Genomic DNA, 16,839 nt, shown 5'->3' on the forward strand with positions numbered 1-16,839 from the left:
TTCAGTTCCCAAATATATTTTTCTTGGTGACCACTTTTGGAGTTTCGACAACAGGTCTGCAGGCAGACTCGAAGTAACCGGGCACGCTGTTATGCCAATAGCACGTCAGTGCAGTCTTTGCCCGTGTAACTCCAGTGAAAATTAGACGCTTCTGAACGCTTCCCATCTTTGAGAGGTGCTCAAGGCCCGCAATGTGGGCTGCACGGAACTCCAGTCCCTTGGCGGCAGTCAACGTGGACAACCAAATTGGTCGAGAAGGATCGAAGCGGTTCACCGCGTTCGCCCTTGTTATATAGTTACCAAGCCCAGCTTGAATTAGCCCGGCCTCGATGACATCAAGTTCCTGATTCCTCGGCGCGAGCACACCAATGAGATCATCCGGATAAGCGAATCTTTGATCCCTGATTTGAGTGATCATGGCGATGATCTGATCTTGTAAAGACAGCCCGTCTTTGGGTACCGCTTTTGATGGGTAGTCCGCTTCGGGATAGTTAGAGTGCGGGAGCATGGGCGCATATTGAGGCGACCCCTTATAGATCCCATCGGCCACGCGGCATATGTCCCGACCATTGCGAAAGTGGTATGTCAACTGGTGCTCAGTCCTAACGCAACTGCTCAACACGGCTGAACAATCCTCAATGTCATAGATCCTTTGCCGACTATCAGCTGTAGCCACTAGGATTGTGGCTAATTGGGACAGGAGGCGTATTTCTTGAGGCGTGTAATCCTGAGCCTCATCTAATAGCAGAGCATCGAACTGAGCACCGACCTGACCTTTTTTGATCAAATCTTCTAGGATATCGGCCCTTTGCTTCCGTGCGACCTCAAGCGTCATATCTCGATCGTCGAAATCAGCCCCTTCCAACCTCAAAATCATCTTGAAAAGGCTGGTGTGAGTGACGACTTTTTCTGGTGGAAACTTGTACTGAGCACCACCGATCTGAATGAAATTCTTAAGCAACGCCCCGAACACCACGACGTACAGATTCGGATAATCGCCAAGGTATAGCTGATTCGCTCTCAATAGAAGCAGGTTGGTCTTACCGCTACCAGGTGGCCCTTTAATCAAAAGGCTATGTTCAGCAGGCACCTCAAGCAGATCTGACTGCTCCTTGGCCAACTCATCCTCGTCCCTCCACCACGTATTCGACATGCCTAGGATTTCCTATTGTTCTGAAGTCAAATGGACTGGTGCTTCGTTTTCAGGTTTAACGTCTTGCTCACCTGCCTGGTAGGCAGCCTCAAGGTAACCTAGCAGCACTTGCTCTAAAGGTGAGCTATCAAGCAATGCGGTGATATCCCCGGTGTAGAAATTCGTCGTCTGGAGAAATGACGAGCCCATAAGCTCTTCGTTTGAAAGGGCAGCTGTTGACGCTGCCCGGAAGATAGGCGCGCCAGCGTTCTCGTCTACGAAAGTGATCTCAAACAGAATCGTCAGACGGTACGGCAACCCTAGATCCTCATCTCGTTGGAATCCGAGACAAACGGTGCATCTTTTTTGCTCGACTGACTTTTCTGACCTAGTTGTTCGAAGTGGAAAGCATGCAGCGCCGTTCAGCAACGCCGCCACCCGTGTCTCAAATCTCTTGCTCAAGTCATCTAGATAATGCTTTAAGCGGCGATCTGTCTCCCAGTCCGGTTTATTACCAGAAGCTGGAGCTTCCCGAATGCACCGTTGCCTTTGACTGATCCGTTCTAACCTCGCGAGGGAGTCACTAGTAGCGTTTTCCGCCATGTTGAAGTCTGACCAGTTCACTAGCTCTAGCCGAGTAGTAGGTGATTTGACAAGGCAGCGCGTGGCTAGATGGACACTGCGATTATCCTCGGAAACGATCCTGGGCGTTTCGCTCTTAACCGCTTCCACGAGTAATGAAAATGGATCGCTTAACTCGGAAAAAAGCACCTGTTTCATCAGCAGATCATGCAGGACAGCACCAATTTGATAAAAGGTGACTGCTCGCCATCCCTCAATGGAATCCTCTTCTTCTCTGCGCAAAAACTCTGGCGAGCTGTACCTGAGCGTGCCAATAAACAGCCGCTGATCCACGTCGGTAAGGTTAGAAACCCCGATGGGAAGCAATACACCTAGATCCAAGAGTACGGCGCGAGAAAAGTCATCCGAGATGGCGATATTTTCCGGCTTGATATCACGGTGAGCTAACCCTCGGTCTTCCAAAAATCGAGCAGCTGATGCAATTTGTGAAATAATTTTCGTGACTGCAGCGAGCGGAATTTCTGCCAACCTGTCGTGGAGGTTGTTGTAGGGTAGGCTCTCCATTACGACATAGAGGTAGCCCGTAGCTTCGCATTCGCCCCCATCAAATATCTGGACGAGATTGTGATGCTGAGCCCCTACCAGACTCTTCTCCCGCATGATCCGCTCAAGTTGTACTTCCTTTCCATAACGCTCTATAAGCTCAGGATGGAAGATTTTGATCGCCCCCCGAACGCCGTCCTTGTGTGCGGGGAGGACAACTGCCGATTTGCCATTGCCATGGAAACCGTCAATTAGCCAACCACCTACCTCTAATCCTTGAAGCTGATCTCGAAGAATCTGAGCCTGTATCGTGTCCAATCTAAATTCCTTTTAGGCGCGATTTCGTCTGCTTGAATAGCCATTTCCGCAGCGCATTTCGAGGTGAAACTGAGCGAATTAGGTGCTCCAGTCAAGGACAATGTGAGCCGTATGGCCGCCAGTATCATAGTCCGCCCGGCTTAGGCGGTTGGGGTGCGTCAGAGCTAGTTGAAGAGCACCTGATATACCCGACTTATGAGGCGTGGCCTCCCCATGAAATCCATTCAACCAGGTGACGCAAAAGATTGGCTAAATATTTCAGTGGGTGTTTCGTAATTTGATTTTTTTGTGCAGCGTCCATTTAGCTTTCTTAACTCGTCATTGAGTTTGGCTGCTTGATACCTCGATGGGGCATGTACCGATGTGTGGATTAGATTACCTTGAATCCGCCAATTATAGAAAAATAAAGGCACGGTATGACCTGCCGTGCCTTTATTTTTAGTGAATGCCAACCGGCTTGTCATCCTTGTCATAGCAAATCGGATGTTCGCAGTATCCACCTGCATTTAATACTTCCAGCTCGTAGATCGCGGGAAGGTATTGGTTAAGCTCTGCTTTTGCTACTTTCTTACCATTGATTGTGCACTCATCGTCTGCGCGGGGATTACACCAGGCTTCTTTTATTTCGATATTTTTTGTGGGTTTTGTCATGGGCGTGTTTACGATCTGTGGGGAGTCATCGATTGACTGGTCGCGCTCGGTATTCGCATCTAAGTTGTACAAGGAAATGGAGTCTTTTGTGTTTGCATCGCTGATGCCATGATCAAGTAAAAACTCTTGAAGTGTTGTGCGTGCTTGAGCGTACGTAACCCCTTTGCCCTTTTTGTTTGGCCCCCCATCCATGCGATAAGCGATCGGATAGCCATCCTCACTTTCATAGATGTAGTAGTAAATTGACAGACTAAAACTGAGGTCTTGACCGTACATGCCATAGACACCTGATCCATTGGAAGCACGGCAGGTGCCTCGGACGCACTTGCCGCTGACTTGATTGCTGAAGGTGACGTTACGCTGCTGTTGAGCATTCCATTGGGTGATATTTCTTGGGAGAACAAACCAAGTACAGCGGTAGAAATTTGCCCCATGCTGATTTTTAGCCTCTGCACACGGAATGACTTCGGGCAAATCACCAATGGTTTGTTCGTCGGGAAGCATGGGCGGATACATATGACCATAGTCAACCTCTGCTTGAGCATTGAGTGAGAGTAAAAGTGCCAAGCATCCTGATGCCTTAAAGATGACGGATTTTATTGTCAATTTATTGGACTCTATGTTGATCTTGAGGAAGAAGCTGGCTATTGCTGCATTAACGTTTCTTGTAGGTTATTTTTAGTTTTTTGTTGACGTAATCTTTCGTGATTTCGTAGTCGGGATTGTAAGTGGCTATAGTATGGCCTGCACTTACCACCGTGGCTGCTGCGGCTAAAACGGCAGCAGCAGGTAGCGAAACGGCTCCGATAAGAGTACCCAGCACGCCTCCTTGTGCGACAGCACCTTTGATATCAACTTTTGCTCGGCACTTTAGTCCGAGAGCTTCAATGCGCGTTTCAATATATTTTATACTTGCATTGAAGTTCCCTCTTAGTCCCACAACTTCGAAGGAGGACCTGCTCTTCAGCAAGTTATTGATTTGTGCTTCATTGATGCCGATTACAATTGATTGCGTCACTGCCTGACTCTCCTGCCAGTTGTTGAGTGGTAAATATCCGTAAATCAACCTTTTAAGTTGAGTGTCTACTTATAAAGCCCTTCATGTCAATGAGGTGATGCCCAACCATCTAGGTCGACTAGGAGGTTGTATGTCAAAAACTAATGTGAAGGATCTGGCTGGACTGGTTGGACAAGCGATAGCACGCCAGCGGAGTCGATGTGGGCTTACTCAGGAAGAGGTTGCCGAGCGGCTGGGCGTAGGCAATGAAGCGGTGTCACGCATCGAGCGGGGTATTGTGATTCCCAACATTGAGCGGCTGTTTGTGTTGGCATCGATTTTTGGCTGTGAGACGGCTGATTTTCTGTCCGAGGCTAGCGCGCGCCCTGAGGACCAGTCACGACGTGTCTACGATTTATTGTCTCCCTTAGGTAGTGAAGATAGACGGCTTATTGTTGGGTTGGTGGAACGTCTGGCGGAACGACTTGGTCGAAGCTGACGGTTCCTGAAGGGGAACTTTGGTCTGGCCGCTCTTTCACAAGCATTTAAAAAAGTACTGCTGCGGAGGTCTTAGTAGCCTATCGATACAGATTTTCTTAACTCCTTCCCTTGCTTTGCGAACAACTGTGAATCGGTTTGTTGATTTTCTTGAGCACCCGGCTTAGCACCCAACAGGCCAGTAGTACAGCGACCAGCAAAGGTGGACAGCGCAGCATCATAACTACTGCCAGAACTAATGCCGAAGCACTCGCCAGCACGCCGATGAACGTGAGAAGTGCAATTAGGAAGCGTATCAGCGCCACGGGGGATCTCCTTGAGTTGGGGCGATGTGGGTTCGGTTAGCGAAGCGCCTGCCATTTACAAGCAACGCCAAGGACAAAGTACGTCTACAAATACCCCCGCTCTGCCAGCGATACGCAGCCTTCATAGCCCACGATCACGTGATCCAATATCCGAGTACCAACCAGGTCAAGGGCGTTTTTGAGAGCAGTAGTTATAGTGCGATCGGCTTGGCTGGGCTCTGGGTCGCCAGATGGGTGGTTATGCACCAGGATCACTGCTGCAGCGTTGTGCTCCAAAGCTATCTTGACTACTTCTCGTGGGTACACTTGGGCACCATCCAGCGTGCCTCTAAACAGCTCCCTGAAACCAATCACCCGGTGCTTGGAATCGAGCAACAGCAAAGCAAAGACTTCGTACTCGTGGTACTGCAGCAATGTTTGCAGGTGGCTGAAGACGTGTTTGGGCTCAGTCAATGCCCGGCCTTTAGACAGACGACTCATCGCCAGTTGTTGCGCCATCTGCAGAATGTCAGCTTCGGTGACCGGTGATTCCATGACATAGGTACCGGTCGTTTCACCGGCTATGAGCTTGTGATATTTCATGCGGGTATTCCTATACGAATGCGTGAGAACGGAGGGGTTGAGAAACGCGGTTACTGGACGGTGGGCTTGCTGTTGAGCCGCGTGACTTGCAACTCCAACTTTTGCGCGAGAGAGGATTTGGCAGGCGCTGCCCGTTGGCCTTGGGGCTCTACAGGGCAGAGCTGATCTTGAGTGGCGGGGAAGAAGAACTCTTCTACGATGGCCCCGCTGTCCTCCTCGCTGTCTTCAAAGGCCCCATTGTTAAAACCCTGTCGGGCCGCGTGATCCAAGGCGCTCTGGTCAAAGCCCGCGGCTTGCCGAGTTTCCTCCAGTTGCTTGGCTTCCAGTAAGGCGTCTTCTAGGCTCAGTCCGCTGCTTACCGTGATGTCCACGTAGAAGATCGGCGTGCCATGGCTCTGGCGGGTGGATTTACCGCGCAGACGCAACTCCAGCGGTAGACAAGCGAGTCGATTGCCGGAGATGGCTTGCAGGTAATGCAGGCGTGCTACCAGGGTGCGAATGCTGTTGTAACCCGTGGTACGAAAGACAAAGCTGCCCAGCGGATCGTCATCGCCAATCACCACGTTCAGCCGGCCGTAAGGCTTACAAGCATTGCCTTGGGCCAGTGAACAGCCATCCGGTGAAGGGCAGGGCAACGACTGGATGCCGTCCTTGGTCAAACGCTTGCAGGTCTCACCGTTGCCGACGCACAGCGGCCGGCCAGTTTTACGGTCGAACAGGCTGTAGTCAGCCCGAAAATTAAGGTCTGGCTCGTTGAACAGCAGATGGATCGGAATGCTGCGCAGCTTGCCGTTCTGGCCATTGCGTAGCTCCTCATTAAGGGGATGCAGCAGCCAACCGTCGCGGCTCTGAACCTGCGAAGTAATGGTGAACTGATCATCTTTCTCCGGCAGACGTTTGCCGTTTTTTTCGACGATCTTGCCGATGGAAATTCGACCCAAAATCGGAGGAGTTATGGCTAAACCTTTGAGCATGGGAGTTCTCCTGTATCTGAAGTAAAAAAACGCCACCGAGACTGCGCAAACGGCCAGGGTGGCGTTGGAGAGAAAGGGCGTGGGAATAAGGGAAGAGCGAACGAGCGTTCAGGCCAGCAGAAAACGCCGACTGCCGGTTTTGGTGGTCGGGTAGCGCACTTGCAGATAGGGCTTTTCTTTCAGCAGGCGGGGGATATCCAGGGCCACGCTGTCTTTGGCTTTCCTCCACGTGATGCTGCCGGTTGCGAAGGTCGCCCGACTGGCATCGCCCATGGCCTGTTGCAACGTTTGCTTGAGCTGAGCTTCCTGCTTCTCCTGCAGAGCAATCGACTTGCGTACGCTCTGCAATTCGGTAAAGGTTTTACAGAGCAGGAGGTCCTGGCTGAAGTCCAGGTTTTGCCCGCTATCCTCTGGATACAAACAGCGCAAGGCTTGCTCAGCTGAGGCCGAACCGTCGGCCTGTGGCGGGGTATCGCTGACAACGTAATCCCAGAAGAGTCGCTCCAGATCGATCAGCTGAGCAATCAGCGACTCGTCGCGTTCGATGCGATGGATTTCCAGGTTTTGACCACCGAGTAGGACCGCCACATCCGCCGCCTGTTTGCCAGTCACGGCGAGTTGATGCATGACTTGCAACTGCACATACTCGGGCACGCCCTCCTTCCAGAGGCGTGCGCCGTTTATGCCGGCCGTTTTGCATTCGAGGATTTGTACATCGTCTGCGGCCATGACCTCGCGGTCGATATTGGCCAGCATCCAGGGCAGTTTAGGATCCGGATGCTGCAGTACGGCATTGATCCGGCGAACCCGATTGCCGCTGCGCTTGCTGTAATGCCAGGCCACAATGGGCTCCAGTATATGGCCCCAGTAGGCAGGACTTTCCTCATCCTGCGGATCGAGCTTGGGCAGTGATTCATCACGCCCGGTTTTCTCCATCCACAGCTCCAGCTGGGATTTGTACGGGTTAAGCCCGACGGCAGCGGCCGCATCCGAACTGCCAATACCCAGCTTTCGCACGGCCAGCCAGTCCTCCCGCGGCAGTTGTTTGGTGCCCACCAGGCGCAACGCAGGACGGGGTTTAGTACTGAAATTTTGCAGTGATTGAGTGCTCATGATCATTTCCTGAGTCATAAAAAAACGCCCGACCAGCACGAGGCTGACCAGGCGTTCAAGGCGTGGAAGAACGAGAATTGGAGGTGTGGTTGATGACGAAAGCGAAAACAGGGGCTAAGCGGCCAGTTGCAGCGCTACCTCTAGTGCCCGTTGCTTGATCTGTGCACCTTGACCGAACCAGGCAGAGTCCATGCGGTACTCGTTACTACGCGCTCTGCGCTCGTGGTCGACGTACTCGGTCACGGAGTTGAGCAGACCCCAGGCAGTGCCTTGCGCCGACTCAAGTGTTGCGCCACGGCCTCGCCCCTCGTACAGGCTTTGTACCTTGCGTAGGGCGCGTTCGTTGGGTAAGACTTCAGGTAATTTGCTGTTGGGCGTTACGTCACACAACACGTTCATGAAGAACCCCATAGCCTCATGCCACTGGACTTTGCGCTCGGCCAGCATGCGCATGCGATACATGAACTCGTCCCATTGCGAGACGGCGACACCCAATTGCTTTTTGACGACCTGAGGGTCGAAGCGGGTGCTGTGCGGCACCTTGATGGCGCGAGTGGTGTTGTCCAATGCAATGGTCAAGGTGTTGTTGCAGACCACGCGAACGGTGGTCGGCGTGGCGGTGGTGGCGAGCGTGCCGTCGCAAGAGGTCGCCAACAACAAATAGCCGTTGACCTGATCGTTGCCCTTCAGCGCGGTGTTTTGACCGGTTCGCGCTAGCGCCCAGAACTTACGACCGCCCTTGAGCACACCAGCGGTTTCCAGCTCATAGCCGGACACCTCGGTCAGATCTCGATAGAACTCCATCACCTCACGTGGCTGGACTATTTGATAACGGTTGGAAACCACTGATAGCGGAGCTTTGGTGTCGGAGCGGTACAGCACCTTTTGTTCCGGGAACGAGTGAATGCTGCCCAGATGTCCGATAGCGTCGGCTTTGAAGTGAACGGGGCTTTCCTGGATCTTCCAGTCCATACCGGCCTCGCGCTGCCAGATTTCGATGGGCTGTTTTTGCGTCAGTTGACTGCCGAGGCCATGCCACGGGGTCGCACCAACGTAAGCCATTTGTTCGATTTGATGAGCCATGATTACGATTCCTTAGGGTGCAAGCCGGTATAAATGCCATGTATTGCGCGGCACTGTCCGGACGTACTAAAAGAGAGAAGGGGAGGACGGTTTAAGCAGGCAGATTGAACCGATGCCCACAGATCAGGCAGAGATTGTGGGCGAGGACATGGCGGTCAAGTTTGTCGCCGAGTTGAGCGCCCAATGCGCAGCCACCAACTCCACCGACAAGCCCGCCGAGGATGGCGCCAGAAACGGCCCCAAGAGTGATGCCGAGTGGGCCGGCTATGGCGCCAACGGTGGCGCCGGCCTGGCCGCCCGCCAGTGCAGCGCTGACTCCGCGTGCTGCACCGCCAACCGTACCGATGGCAGCCGCAATTTTCATGGCTTGGTGGAGAGAGGCGATTTTGGGTGAGTTACAGCGAGGGCACTGCAATGACATGGTTTGAAACTCCATGGTGGGGATGTCATGGCAGTGATGTAGGGCTGAATTTTTTTCGAGTTGAATTGAGCGCCTTACTAGCCAATGAATCAGCTGCAATCGGCCCAGAGTTTGTAAAAACGCAGGATGAGGTTTTTATTTTCAAATCCAGGGTATTTCTTGCGCTCCGGGGCTAATGCACGGCCAGGATGTCCTGGGCTCATAACCTAGTGGTACCGATGATTTTAAAGGCCTGATCGGACGCTAAAGCCCACTAGATCTGGTACAAAGTTGGCCAGGTCCAGATAAGGCAAGAGTTGAGAGTCGTCGTTGCTCACGACGATTTCCCGTTTGGGTGCCCCGCCAGCAACATTCTGATAAGCCGCTTCCGCACTTCTCTTGCTCTGGCCGCGGATAGCCATCAGGCTGTGGTGCGCGTTGATCGTTCGCTAATCGGAGGATGATGTGATCAAAGTCGTAAACCCCAGCGGTGATAGTGATAGCGCCGAAATGATCTCCGGGTACTCGCTGGGTGTTCAGTATGGTAGTGCGGCTATTCCGGCGTGTTTGATATGGCAACTGGAGCTGCGCAAGGTGATAGAGCAAATGTCCGAGGATGCCCAATTGTTTCTTGGCGGCTTTTGGGGCAAAGCGGGTCCTGTACGGCCTTTTGATGGTTCGATCGGACACGCATTTGCACCGAGACTGTGCACATCTAACGGGAATTGATCTTTCGATGGGGCTGGACGTCCAGCCGCGCTGTATGGATATTGTCTCTATTGGACTATGTCGCTCTTGACGCGATCCCAGCGCTTCTCCGGATGTTGCGCACCATGACATCTAAGCGCATCAGGCGAGGATGCCTATCAGCCTCAGCAGATAGCACAAAATGCGTCGAGTCAGGAATCAGGAATCAGTTACTCAGGGAGGCTCAATGGCACGAATTCGCAAGATTGAAATCCGGAACTTCCGTGCACTGCGCGCCTTGGACTGGTGTCCGAATGAAGGCATTAACTGCCTGATTGGGTCAGGCGACAGCGGCAAATCAACCATCTTGGATGCTATCGACCTGTGCCTTGGTGCACGCCGGAATCTTGCTATTGCCGATACGGACTTTTTCGGACTCGATGTCACGCAGAATCTCAGTATCACGTTGACGCTTGGGGCGCTGTCTGACCCGCTGAAGAACATTGATACCTACGGAGACTATTTACGGGGTTTCAATGCTGTGGCAGGGGCGATTGAGGACGAACCGCGAAAAGGGTTGGAAACCGTCCTCACCTTGAGGCTGACCGTTAGGGCTGATCTCGAGCCTGAGTGGTCCCTATATTCTGACAGGACGGCCGCAAGCGAGTCCTCACGCAACTTGGTGTGGAAAGATCGGATTGCCTTGGCGCCCGCTCGACTAGGTAACCACCCGAACTCCAATCTTTCCTGGACCAGAGGGTCGGTACTCAATCGCCTGTCGGAAGAGCGCGCGGACATCAGCACAGAGCTTATCCGGGCGGCACGGGAGGCACGAGCCGGATTCGGCGACAAGGCAGCGCCTCAACTCGCTGCAACGCTGAACACGGTGACCTTAACAGCTAAGTCCCTCGGCGTTCCTGTTGGCGCCTCCGCAACTGCACTGCTGGATGCTCACTCCGTGTCATTTGGCGACGGGGCCATCTCGCTACATAGCGAAAGTGGTATTCCGCTTCGAAGCCTCGGAACGGGCTCATCTCGTCTACTGATAGCCGGCTTGCACCGGGCCGCTGCAGAGGCCGCCAGTATCGTCCTGGTCGACGAAATCGAATACGGGCTGGAGCCCCACCGTTTGACCAGGCTGCTGAGCTCGCTCGGTGCGAAGGAAAAGATGGCACCCTTGCAGGTATTCATGACATCGCATTCACCCGTCGTGCTGCGAGAGCTCACTGGAGCACAGCTCTTCGTGGTCAGGCCCGATGACACGGGCCATCAGGTGCTGCAAGTCGGCAGCGATGACGACGTCCAAAGCACTATCCGCTGTTTCCCCGAAGCGTTCCTGGCCCGCACAGTCATCGTGTGCGAGGGGGCAAGCGAAGTGGGCCTCATCCGTGGGTTGGACGACTACTGGACATCGCAAGGCTACGCCTCTCTCCAAGCTGCCGGGGTCTCCTACGTTGATACGGCTGGAGGTGACCCCGACCGCTGTTTCTACCGCGGTCGAGCGTTTCAAAAGCTCGGCTATCGTGTTGCGGCCGTCCAGGATAACGACAAAACGCCGACGGCCTCAGTCGTGGCCGAGTTCACTGCTGCTGGAGGCTATTTGCTCGCCTGGCGCGACGGCAGAGCATTGGAGGATGAACTCTTTGCGAGCGTCCCGCCGCGGGAGGTTTCGGCCTTGATTTCACGCGCACAAGAACTCAACCAAGATGGCTTGGTTGAGCAGCATATCAAGACGAAGTCGTCTGGCAAGGTAGACTTGGCCGCTGTGCTCCAAGACGGTTTTGACAACGCATTCTCCCCTACTACTCGCGCTCTACTAGGGGAGTCCTCTCGTATCCGCAAGGCGGGATGGTTCAAGTCGATTACTAAGATGGAAGGCGTCGCACACGACATACTGGCACCCAACCTTGAGGCATCCGATCAGGGCTTCAGAGACCTCATCTTGAATCTTTTCAAATGGGCGCACAGCAATGCCTGAACTCGATCTTCTCTTGGTTCAGCGCGGTACGGTGACCGCTCCGGCTGGATGCGGCAAAACTCAGCTCATCGCGGACACGCTGAAACTGCACGCAAGCGACAAGCCGGCCTTGGTGCTTACGCACACCAATGCCGGGAAAGGAGCGCTGGAGGCTCGCCTGACCAAGGCCGCGGTGCCGAAAGGCAGCTATCGGGTGGCAACTATCGATAGCTGGGCCATCCGACTGATCTCGAAATTCCCGGTGCGCAGCGGCCATAACCCTAACATCCTAAAATTAGAGAACCCCGGCAATGATTATGTCGCTATTCGTGACGCAGCATGGCGTCTGCTCAGTCAGGACGACATTACCGATGTGCTGCGTGCGACTTACAGTCGCCTGATCGTCGATGAGTACCAGGATTGCACCCTTCCCCAACACAACATCATTGGCTGGGCGGCCAGCGTACTACCTACTTGCGTGCTGGGGGACCCTCTCCAGGCCATCTTCGGGTTTCGCGAAGCCACCGTAGATTGGCAGAAAGATGTTCATGCACTGTTTCCGGCCATCGGTGATCTTAATACGCCCTGGCGATGGCTCAATGCCGGTTCTGAAGCACTGGGCCAGTGGCTGCTTGACGCTCGCAAGAGCCTTCTCACTGGCCAGACACTGGATCTTCGTGGCGCCCCACCTGAGGTCACATGGATTCCGATTGCAGCTGACCCGCACATTGCACATACCCAGCGCATGGAAGCGGCGCGAACCAAGGCACCTACGGCCAATGGCACCGTGCTAGTCATTGGCGACAGCACAAGCCCCCAAGGTCAGCGCCAGATTGCCAGCCAGACCCCTGGGGCCACCACTGTTGAGGCTGTAGACCTCAGGGACCTGACCGCTTTTGGCCGATCTTTCGACCCAAGTGGCAAGGATGCATTCAATGTGCTGATGAATTTCGCCTCGGAGATGATGACCAACCTCGGCGTGGCGGAACTTCACCGTCGGTTGGGGGCGTTGAGTAAAGGTACGGCCCGCAAAGAGGCCTCAGTGGTCGAGGCCGTGGCCCTTGGATTTCTGGCGGCCCCGTCATTTAGCTCCGCTCTGGAAGTCATGAGAGGGTTGCAGGATGCGCCGGATGTACGAATCTACCGCCCAGAGGTGCTGCATGTTTGCTTAGCTGCAATGCAGGCTGCAGCCAGCGGCGAATGCTCGCTATACGATGCCGTCGTCCGAGCGCGAGAGCGAAACCGCCACCTTGGCAGACCAATGACGCGGCGAGCCGTCGGTAGCACCCTTTTGCTGAAGGGGCTGGAGGCTGACGTTGTTGTCGTTCTCAATCCAGCGCCGATGAACGCCAAACACCTCTACGTAGCCCTGACCCGGGGCGCCAAGCGGGTAGTGGTTTGCTCGCCGAGCCCAATTTTGGCCCCGGCGGGCTGAGCGTCAGGACATGGTGCGACCGCCCGGGCGGCGGCAGGCTCAGGGAATCAGGTGGCCTTATACTCAGGGCCTACGTGATGGACACCTGGCGAACAATTTATGTTCGTTTCGCCAACCGTTAATCTCATAAAAAAAGCTCGAATACTGACCGTCTGCTTCCCGGCCGAAGCAGGCTGCCGGGCACAGCTAGGTGGGAGGCTCGCTAGATCAATGACGGTAGGCCGCGACGCTTGATCGCTTTTGGCATAAAGGAAATGACGGGCTGCTTCGATTGGGCCACAATGTTGAGTGCATGTAATAGCCTGTACTGATGTCGTTCGCGCCCGGATTGATGGGCGTGTCAAAGAGTAAGCCGTCAACGTGTTGGCCCAAATGGGTCTGTCGGTTTCCGATGTCATCCGGATTCTGCTCATCCGTATCGCGGCTGATAAAACTCTTCCCTTCGATATAAATCGTGCACATGCCCAACCAGATTCCAAGGCGCCATAAGGTGTTGCCTGGAAAATATAAAAACATCCAGCCACGGCCTTGAGCGCATGGATCGCATACAGCAACTCAACTACGAAAAAGATTTCCGCATTGCCTTCTTGGAGTCTAAGGGGGATGGATTTCAACGCCTGTTCGAGAGGCTGATGTCGAAGGTCCACCCTAACGATTTCATGGCTTGTCGCCCTTGGGGCAATGTTGGTGATCGGAAGAACGATGGATACCTACCCTCGGCACGAATCCTGTTCCAGAGCTACGCCCCCAATGACTTGAGCGCCGCCGAAGCAATCAAGAAGATCAATGAGGATTTCGAAGGGGCCAAAGAGCACTGGGAGAAATATTTCGATGAGTGGACCTTCGTCCACAATGCGCCTGATGGTCGTTTGGGGCCTCACATCATTGAAGCATTAACCAGGCTCGGGCAAGAAAATCCGCGAATCAAAATCGGCCACTGTGGATACGAGGAGATGCTTGCGAAGTTCCGTCAGTTGAGTCTGCTGGATCTTGAATCCTGGTTCGGTCCCTCGTTGACGATGGAGGCGAACGTCAATCTGGGCTTCGGCGACTTGGTAGCCGTGCTCACTCACATCAGCATCACTCCCATACCTACGACAAGTGAAGTAAAGGATGTATCGCGGGGGAAGATCGAGGCAAACCTCCTATCTCAGCCTGTCGCCGATTTTCTCAAGATTGGCATGCAAAAGTCGCCGCTCGTTGCGCAGTTCTTCAACAACTGGAGGAACCCCACCTACGGCGAGCAGATTGCCTTGGCATTCAAGAATGAATATGTAGCTTTGAGGGATACGACGCCCCGGCTTCATCCCGACGAAGTATTTGGACGACTCGAAGCCTGGGCTGGGGGAACGGCGAATTCCACGCCCACACACAAGGCGGCGGTGCTGGCTGTCATGGCATACCTGTTCGACGAGTGCGAGATCTTCGAAGATGCCCAAGCGGTGAGGTCAACATGATCCTGCCGTCCAAGCATCTTTCGCAGGAGCGCGCCTTGCTAACCGTCGGTGCACACGTTCTGACTTATCTCGCGCGGCCGAAGACCGTCTCCGCGCTATGGGAGGAGCTGAATAGGCACAACGAAAGTCTGACTGCTACACCACCACGTCGCATTACGTACGACTGGTTTTTGCTCGCGCTTGATCTTTTATACTCCCTTGGGACCATCGAACTTGACAGCGGCCTGGTGGCACGGAGCATAGAATGATTCACCATATTTTTAGCACGCTGCCGACTTTCAAAAAACTCGGTGATCTGAAGCCAGGTCTGAACGTGCTGCTTGCTCAAAAGACGGAGGGCGCGAGTAGCAAGCAAACGCGCAATCGTGCGGGTAAATCCAGCTTCGTCGAGCTCGTGCATTTCTTGACAGGTTCTGAAGCCGGTCCGGAGTCCATTTTTCGCACGCAGGAACTGGCCGAGTATCTCTTCGGCATGGACTTCGATTTGAAGGATGGACGCACTGTTGTTGAGCGCAGTGGCGGCTCCAAAGCCAAGATCTTCGTGACGACACCGCCGGCAGCCAAGGTCAAATTTTCGGCAAGTGAGTGGTGCGCGTTTCTCGGTGAGCAAATGTTCGGCCTGAGCAGCCTCGAAGCCGCAGGTAGCAAGCCTCCTTCGTTCCGTTCGTTGTTTGCCTACTTCGTCCGCCGGCAGGCAAGTGGCGCCTTTATGACGCCGGAGAAGCAGGCCACGATGCAAGGAACAGGCGATATGCAGATTGCGCTAATGTTCCTGCTCGGATTGGACTGGCAGATTGCGCGCGACTGGCAAGCTGTTCGAGACCGTGAAAAGACCCTTGAAGAACTGAAGAAGGCGGCCGGAACAGGCGCGTTCGGTTCGATCATTGGTAAGGCTGCAGACTTGCGTACGCAGTTGACCCTGCAGGAAGCGCGTCTCAAGAAACTCCATGCAGAAATAGGGATGTTCCAGGTGTTACCGGAATACCGGGAGCTGGAAATTGAAAGCTCTTCGCTGACGCGTCAGCTCAATGATTTGGCCAATGCCAACACCATTGACTTCACGGCTATCCGCGACCTGGAAGGCGCGTTGGCCTCCGAGATTCCCCCTTATCTCGAAGACCTTCAGGCCGTATATGAAGAGGCAGGTGTCGTGCTTCCAGGCTTGGTAAAGCGACGCTATGAGGACGTAAAGAGCTTCCATGAGTCGGTCGTTCGAAATCGTAAGGATTACTTATCTAGCGAGCTCGAAGCGGCAAAACTGCGTATCGAGCTGCGCGACGGTAAGAAGGCTCAGCTCGACCGGCGACGTGGTGAGATACTGGGCATTCTTAGAAGTCATGGTGCGCTGGAACAATTCCTAAAGCTGCAGGGGGAACTAGGGCGGCTGGAGTCCGACGTAGAGTCGCTGCGGCAACGGTTCGAAGCTGCGGAGCAGCTCGAAGGCACGAAGAACGAGTTGGAAATTGAGCGCAACCGCCTTACGATCCGTCTGCGACGTGACTTTACCGAGCAAAAGGATAGGGTGGCCGAAGCCATTGTTGCGTTCGAGGAGACCTCGCAACGACTGTATGAGTCGGCTGGCAGTATGACGATTGATGAAACCTCCAACGGTCCGGTGCTCAAGTTCCCAATGCAGGGGCAGCGCAGCAAAGGCATCAAGAACATGCAGATTTTTTGCTTCGACATGATGCTCATGCGCTTGTGCGCCAAGCGCCAGATAGGACCAGGGTTTCTGGTCCATGATAGCCATTTGTTCGATGGTGTTGATGGTCGCCAAGTCATCAGCGCGCTGCGTCTTGGCGCCGAGATTTCGAGTGAATTAGGCTTCCAGTACATCGTGACAATGAATGAAGACGATGCGTTTAAGGAAGCCATCGATGGTTTCGATCTCAACGATTATGTGATTCCTACACGTTTGACCGATGCCACAGAAGACGGTGGGCTGTTCGGTATTCGATTCGGCTAAAAGCTACTAAGTAAGAAGCGTAATTACCTTCTGGTCGGAGGTGAGGGCTGCGCTAGGGTGATATCGTTATTGAAGTGTTGGTGAGGTTGCTGGGGATCTGTTGCATGAATATCAGGCCTAGATGCCGCTGGCGATGAGGCACGCATTTAGTTGATGATG

The 16,839-nt window shown here is 54.0% G+C and carries 18 protein-coding genes; 8 read left to right on the forward strand and 10 right to left on the reverse strand.

The annotated features are described in order from the left end of the window. Position 1: 1 nt before the first annotated feature. From AAEZ06_RS22120 to AAEZ06_RS22135, 4 genes are all read right to left on the reverse strand, one after another. Positions 2–1,153 carry an ATP-binding domain-containing protein gene (locus AAEZ06_RS22120; RefSeq protein ID WP_350616239.1) on the reverse strand — a complete coding sequence of 384 codons (1,152 nt, stop codon included), beginning with the start codon at positions 1,151–1,153 and terminating at the stop codon, positions 2–4. A gap of 12 nt (positions 1,154–1,165) precedes the next feature. Beyond that, positions 1,166–2,575, reverse strand: a complete 1,410-nt coding sequence (locus AAEZ06_RS22125) for a protein kinase domain-containing protein (RefSeq protein ID WP_350616241.1) — start codon at positions 2,573–2,575, stop codon at positions 1,166–1,168. A 438-nt stretch (positions 2,576–3,013) separates the two neighbouring features. Further along, complete coding sequence (locus AAEZ06_RS22130; RefSeq protein ID WP_350616243.1) at positions 3,014–3,793, reverse strand: hypothetical protein; 780 nt, start codon at positions 3,791–3,793, stop codon at positions 3,014–3,016. 88 nt (positions 3,794–3,881) lie between these two features. After that, the gene (locus AAEZ06_RS22135; RefSeq protein ID WP_350616245.1) at positions 3,882–4,244 is read right to left on the reverse strand and encodes a hypothetical protein; all 363 of its coding nucleotides are present in this window, start codon (positions 4,242–4,244) and stop codon (positions 3,882–3,884) included. 130 nt (positions 4,245–4,374) lie between these two features. Here AAEZ06_RS22135 and AAEZ06_RS22140 point away from each other — a divergent pair, with 130 nt between their 5' ends. Further along, a complete protein-coding gene (locus AAEZ06_RS22140; protein WP_350616247.1) occupies positions 4,375–4,722 on the forward strand; it encodes a helix-turn-helix domain-containing protein in 348 nt (115 codons plus the stop codon). Between the two features lie 97 nt (positions 4,723–4,819). On the opposite strand, the gene AAEZ06_RS22145 is transcribed toward AAEZ06_RS22140, so the two are convergent. The 6 genes from AAEZ06_RS22145 to AAEZ06_RS22170 all read right to left on the reverse strand — a co-directional run bounded on the left by AAEZ06_RS22145 (position 4,820) and on the right by AAEZ06_RS22170 (position 9,142). Further along, positions 4,820–5,026 carry a hypothetical protein gene (locus AAEZ06_RS22145; RefSeq protein WP_350616249.1) on the reverse strand — a complete coding sequence of 69 codons (207 nt, stop codon included), beginning with the start codon at positions 5,024–5,026 and terminating at the stop codon, positions 4,820–4,822. An 84-nt stretch (positions 5,027–5,110) separates the two neighbouring features. Next, complete coding sequence (gene radC, locus AAEZ06_RS22150) at positions 5,111–5,608, reverse strand: RadC family protein (RefSeq protein ID WP_350616251.1); 498 nt, start codon at positions 5,606–5,608, stop codon at positions 5,111–5,113. Positions 5,609–5,658: 50 nt separating this feature from the next. Next, on the reverse strand, positions 5,659–6,582 hold the full coding sequence (locus AAEZ06_RS22155) for a recombination directionality factor (protein ID WP_350616253.1): 924 nt from the start codon (positions 6,580–6,582) through the stop codon (positions 5,659–5,661). Positions 6,583–6,690: 108 nt separating this feature from the next. Then, positions 6,691–7,695 carry a YqaJ viral recombinase family nuclease gene (locus AAEZ06_RS22160; protein WP_350616255.1) on the reverse strand — a complete coding sequence of 335 codons (1,005 nt, stop codon included), beginning with the start codon at positions 7,693–7,695 and terminating at the stop codon, positions 6,691–6,693. Positions 7,696–7,809: 114 nt separating this feature from the next. Beyond that, a complete protein-coding gene (locus tag AAEZ06_RS22165; protein ID WP_350616257.1) occupies positions 7,810–8,778 on the reverse strand; it encodes a DUF932 domain-containing protein in 969 nt (322 codons plus the stop codon). Between the two features lie 91 nt (positions 8,779–8,869). Then, complete coding sequence (locus AAEZ06_RS22170; RefSeq protein ID WP_350616321.1) at positions 8,870–9,142, reverse strand: hypothetical protein; 273 nt, start codon at positions 9,140–9,142, stop codon at positions 8,870–8,872. Between the two features lie 501 nt (positions 9,143–9,643). On the opposite strand from AAEZ06_RS22170, the gene AAEZ06_RS22175 reads away from it, so the two are divergent. From AAEZ06_RS22175 to AAEZ06_RS22205, 7 genes are all read left to right on the forward strand, one after another. Beyond that, a complete protein-coding gene (locus AAEZ06_RS22175) occupies positions 9,644–9,907 on the forward strand; it encodes a hypothetical protein (RefSeq protein ID WP_350616259.1) in 264 nt (87 codons plus the stop codon). 205 nt (positions 9,908–10,112) lie between these two features. Further along, positions 10,113–11,843, forward strand: a complete 1,731-nt coding sequence (locus AAEZ06_RS22180) for an ATP-dependent nuclease (protein WP_350616261.1) — start codon at positions 10,113–10,115, stop codon at positions 11,841–11,843. After that, a complete protein-coding gene (locus tag AAEZ06_RS22185) occupies positions 11,836–13,257 on the forward strand; it encodes a UvrD-helicase domain-containing protein (RefSeq protein ID WP_350616263.1) in 1,422 nt (473 codons plus the stop codon). The genes AAEZ06_RS22180 and AAEZ06_RS22185 overlap by 8 nt, the downstream gene beginning before the upstream one ends. 360 nt (positions 13,258–13,617) lie before the next feature. Beyond that, positions 13,618–13,746, forward strand: a complete 129-nt coding sequence (locus AAEZ06_RS22190; RefSeq protein ID WP_350616265.1) for a type II toxin-antitoxin system RelB/DinJ family antitoxin — start codon at positions 13,618–13,620, stop codon at positions 13,744–13,746. A gap of 47 nt (positions 13,747–13,793) precedes the next feature. Beyond that, complete coding sequence (locus tag AAEZ06_RS22195) at positions 13,794–14,714, forward strand: ABC-three component system protein (RefSeq protein WP_350616267.1); 921 nt, start codon at positions 13,794–13,796, stop codon at positions 14,712–14,714. Then, a complete protein-coding gene (locus AAEZ06_RS22200; protein WP_350616269.1) occupies positions 14,711–14,962 on the forward strand; it encodes an ABC-three component system middle component 6 in 252 nt (83 codons plus the stop codon). The genes AAEZ06_RS22195 and AAEZ06_RS22200 overlap by 4 nt, the downstream gene beginning before the upstream one ends. Continuing rightward, complete coding sequence (locus tag AAEZ06_RS22205) at positions 14,959–16,680, forward strand: ABC-three component system protein (protein WP_350616271.1); 1,722 nt, start codon at positions 14,959–14,961, stop codon at positions 16,678–16,680. The genes AAEZ06_RS22200 and AAEZ06_RS22205 overlap by 4 nt, the downstream gene beginning before the upstream one ends. The last annotated feature ends 159 nt before the right edge of the window (positions 16,681–16,839 follow it).

This window comes from Pseudomonas sp. HY7a-MNA-CIBAN-0227 (assembly GCF_040310325.1).
In the GTDB taxonomy this organism is placed as follows: domain Bacteria; phylum Pseudomonadota; class Gammaproteobacteria; order Pseudomonadales; family Pseudomonadaceae; genus Aquipseudomonas.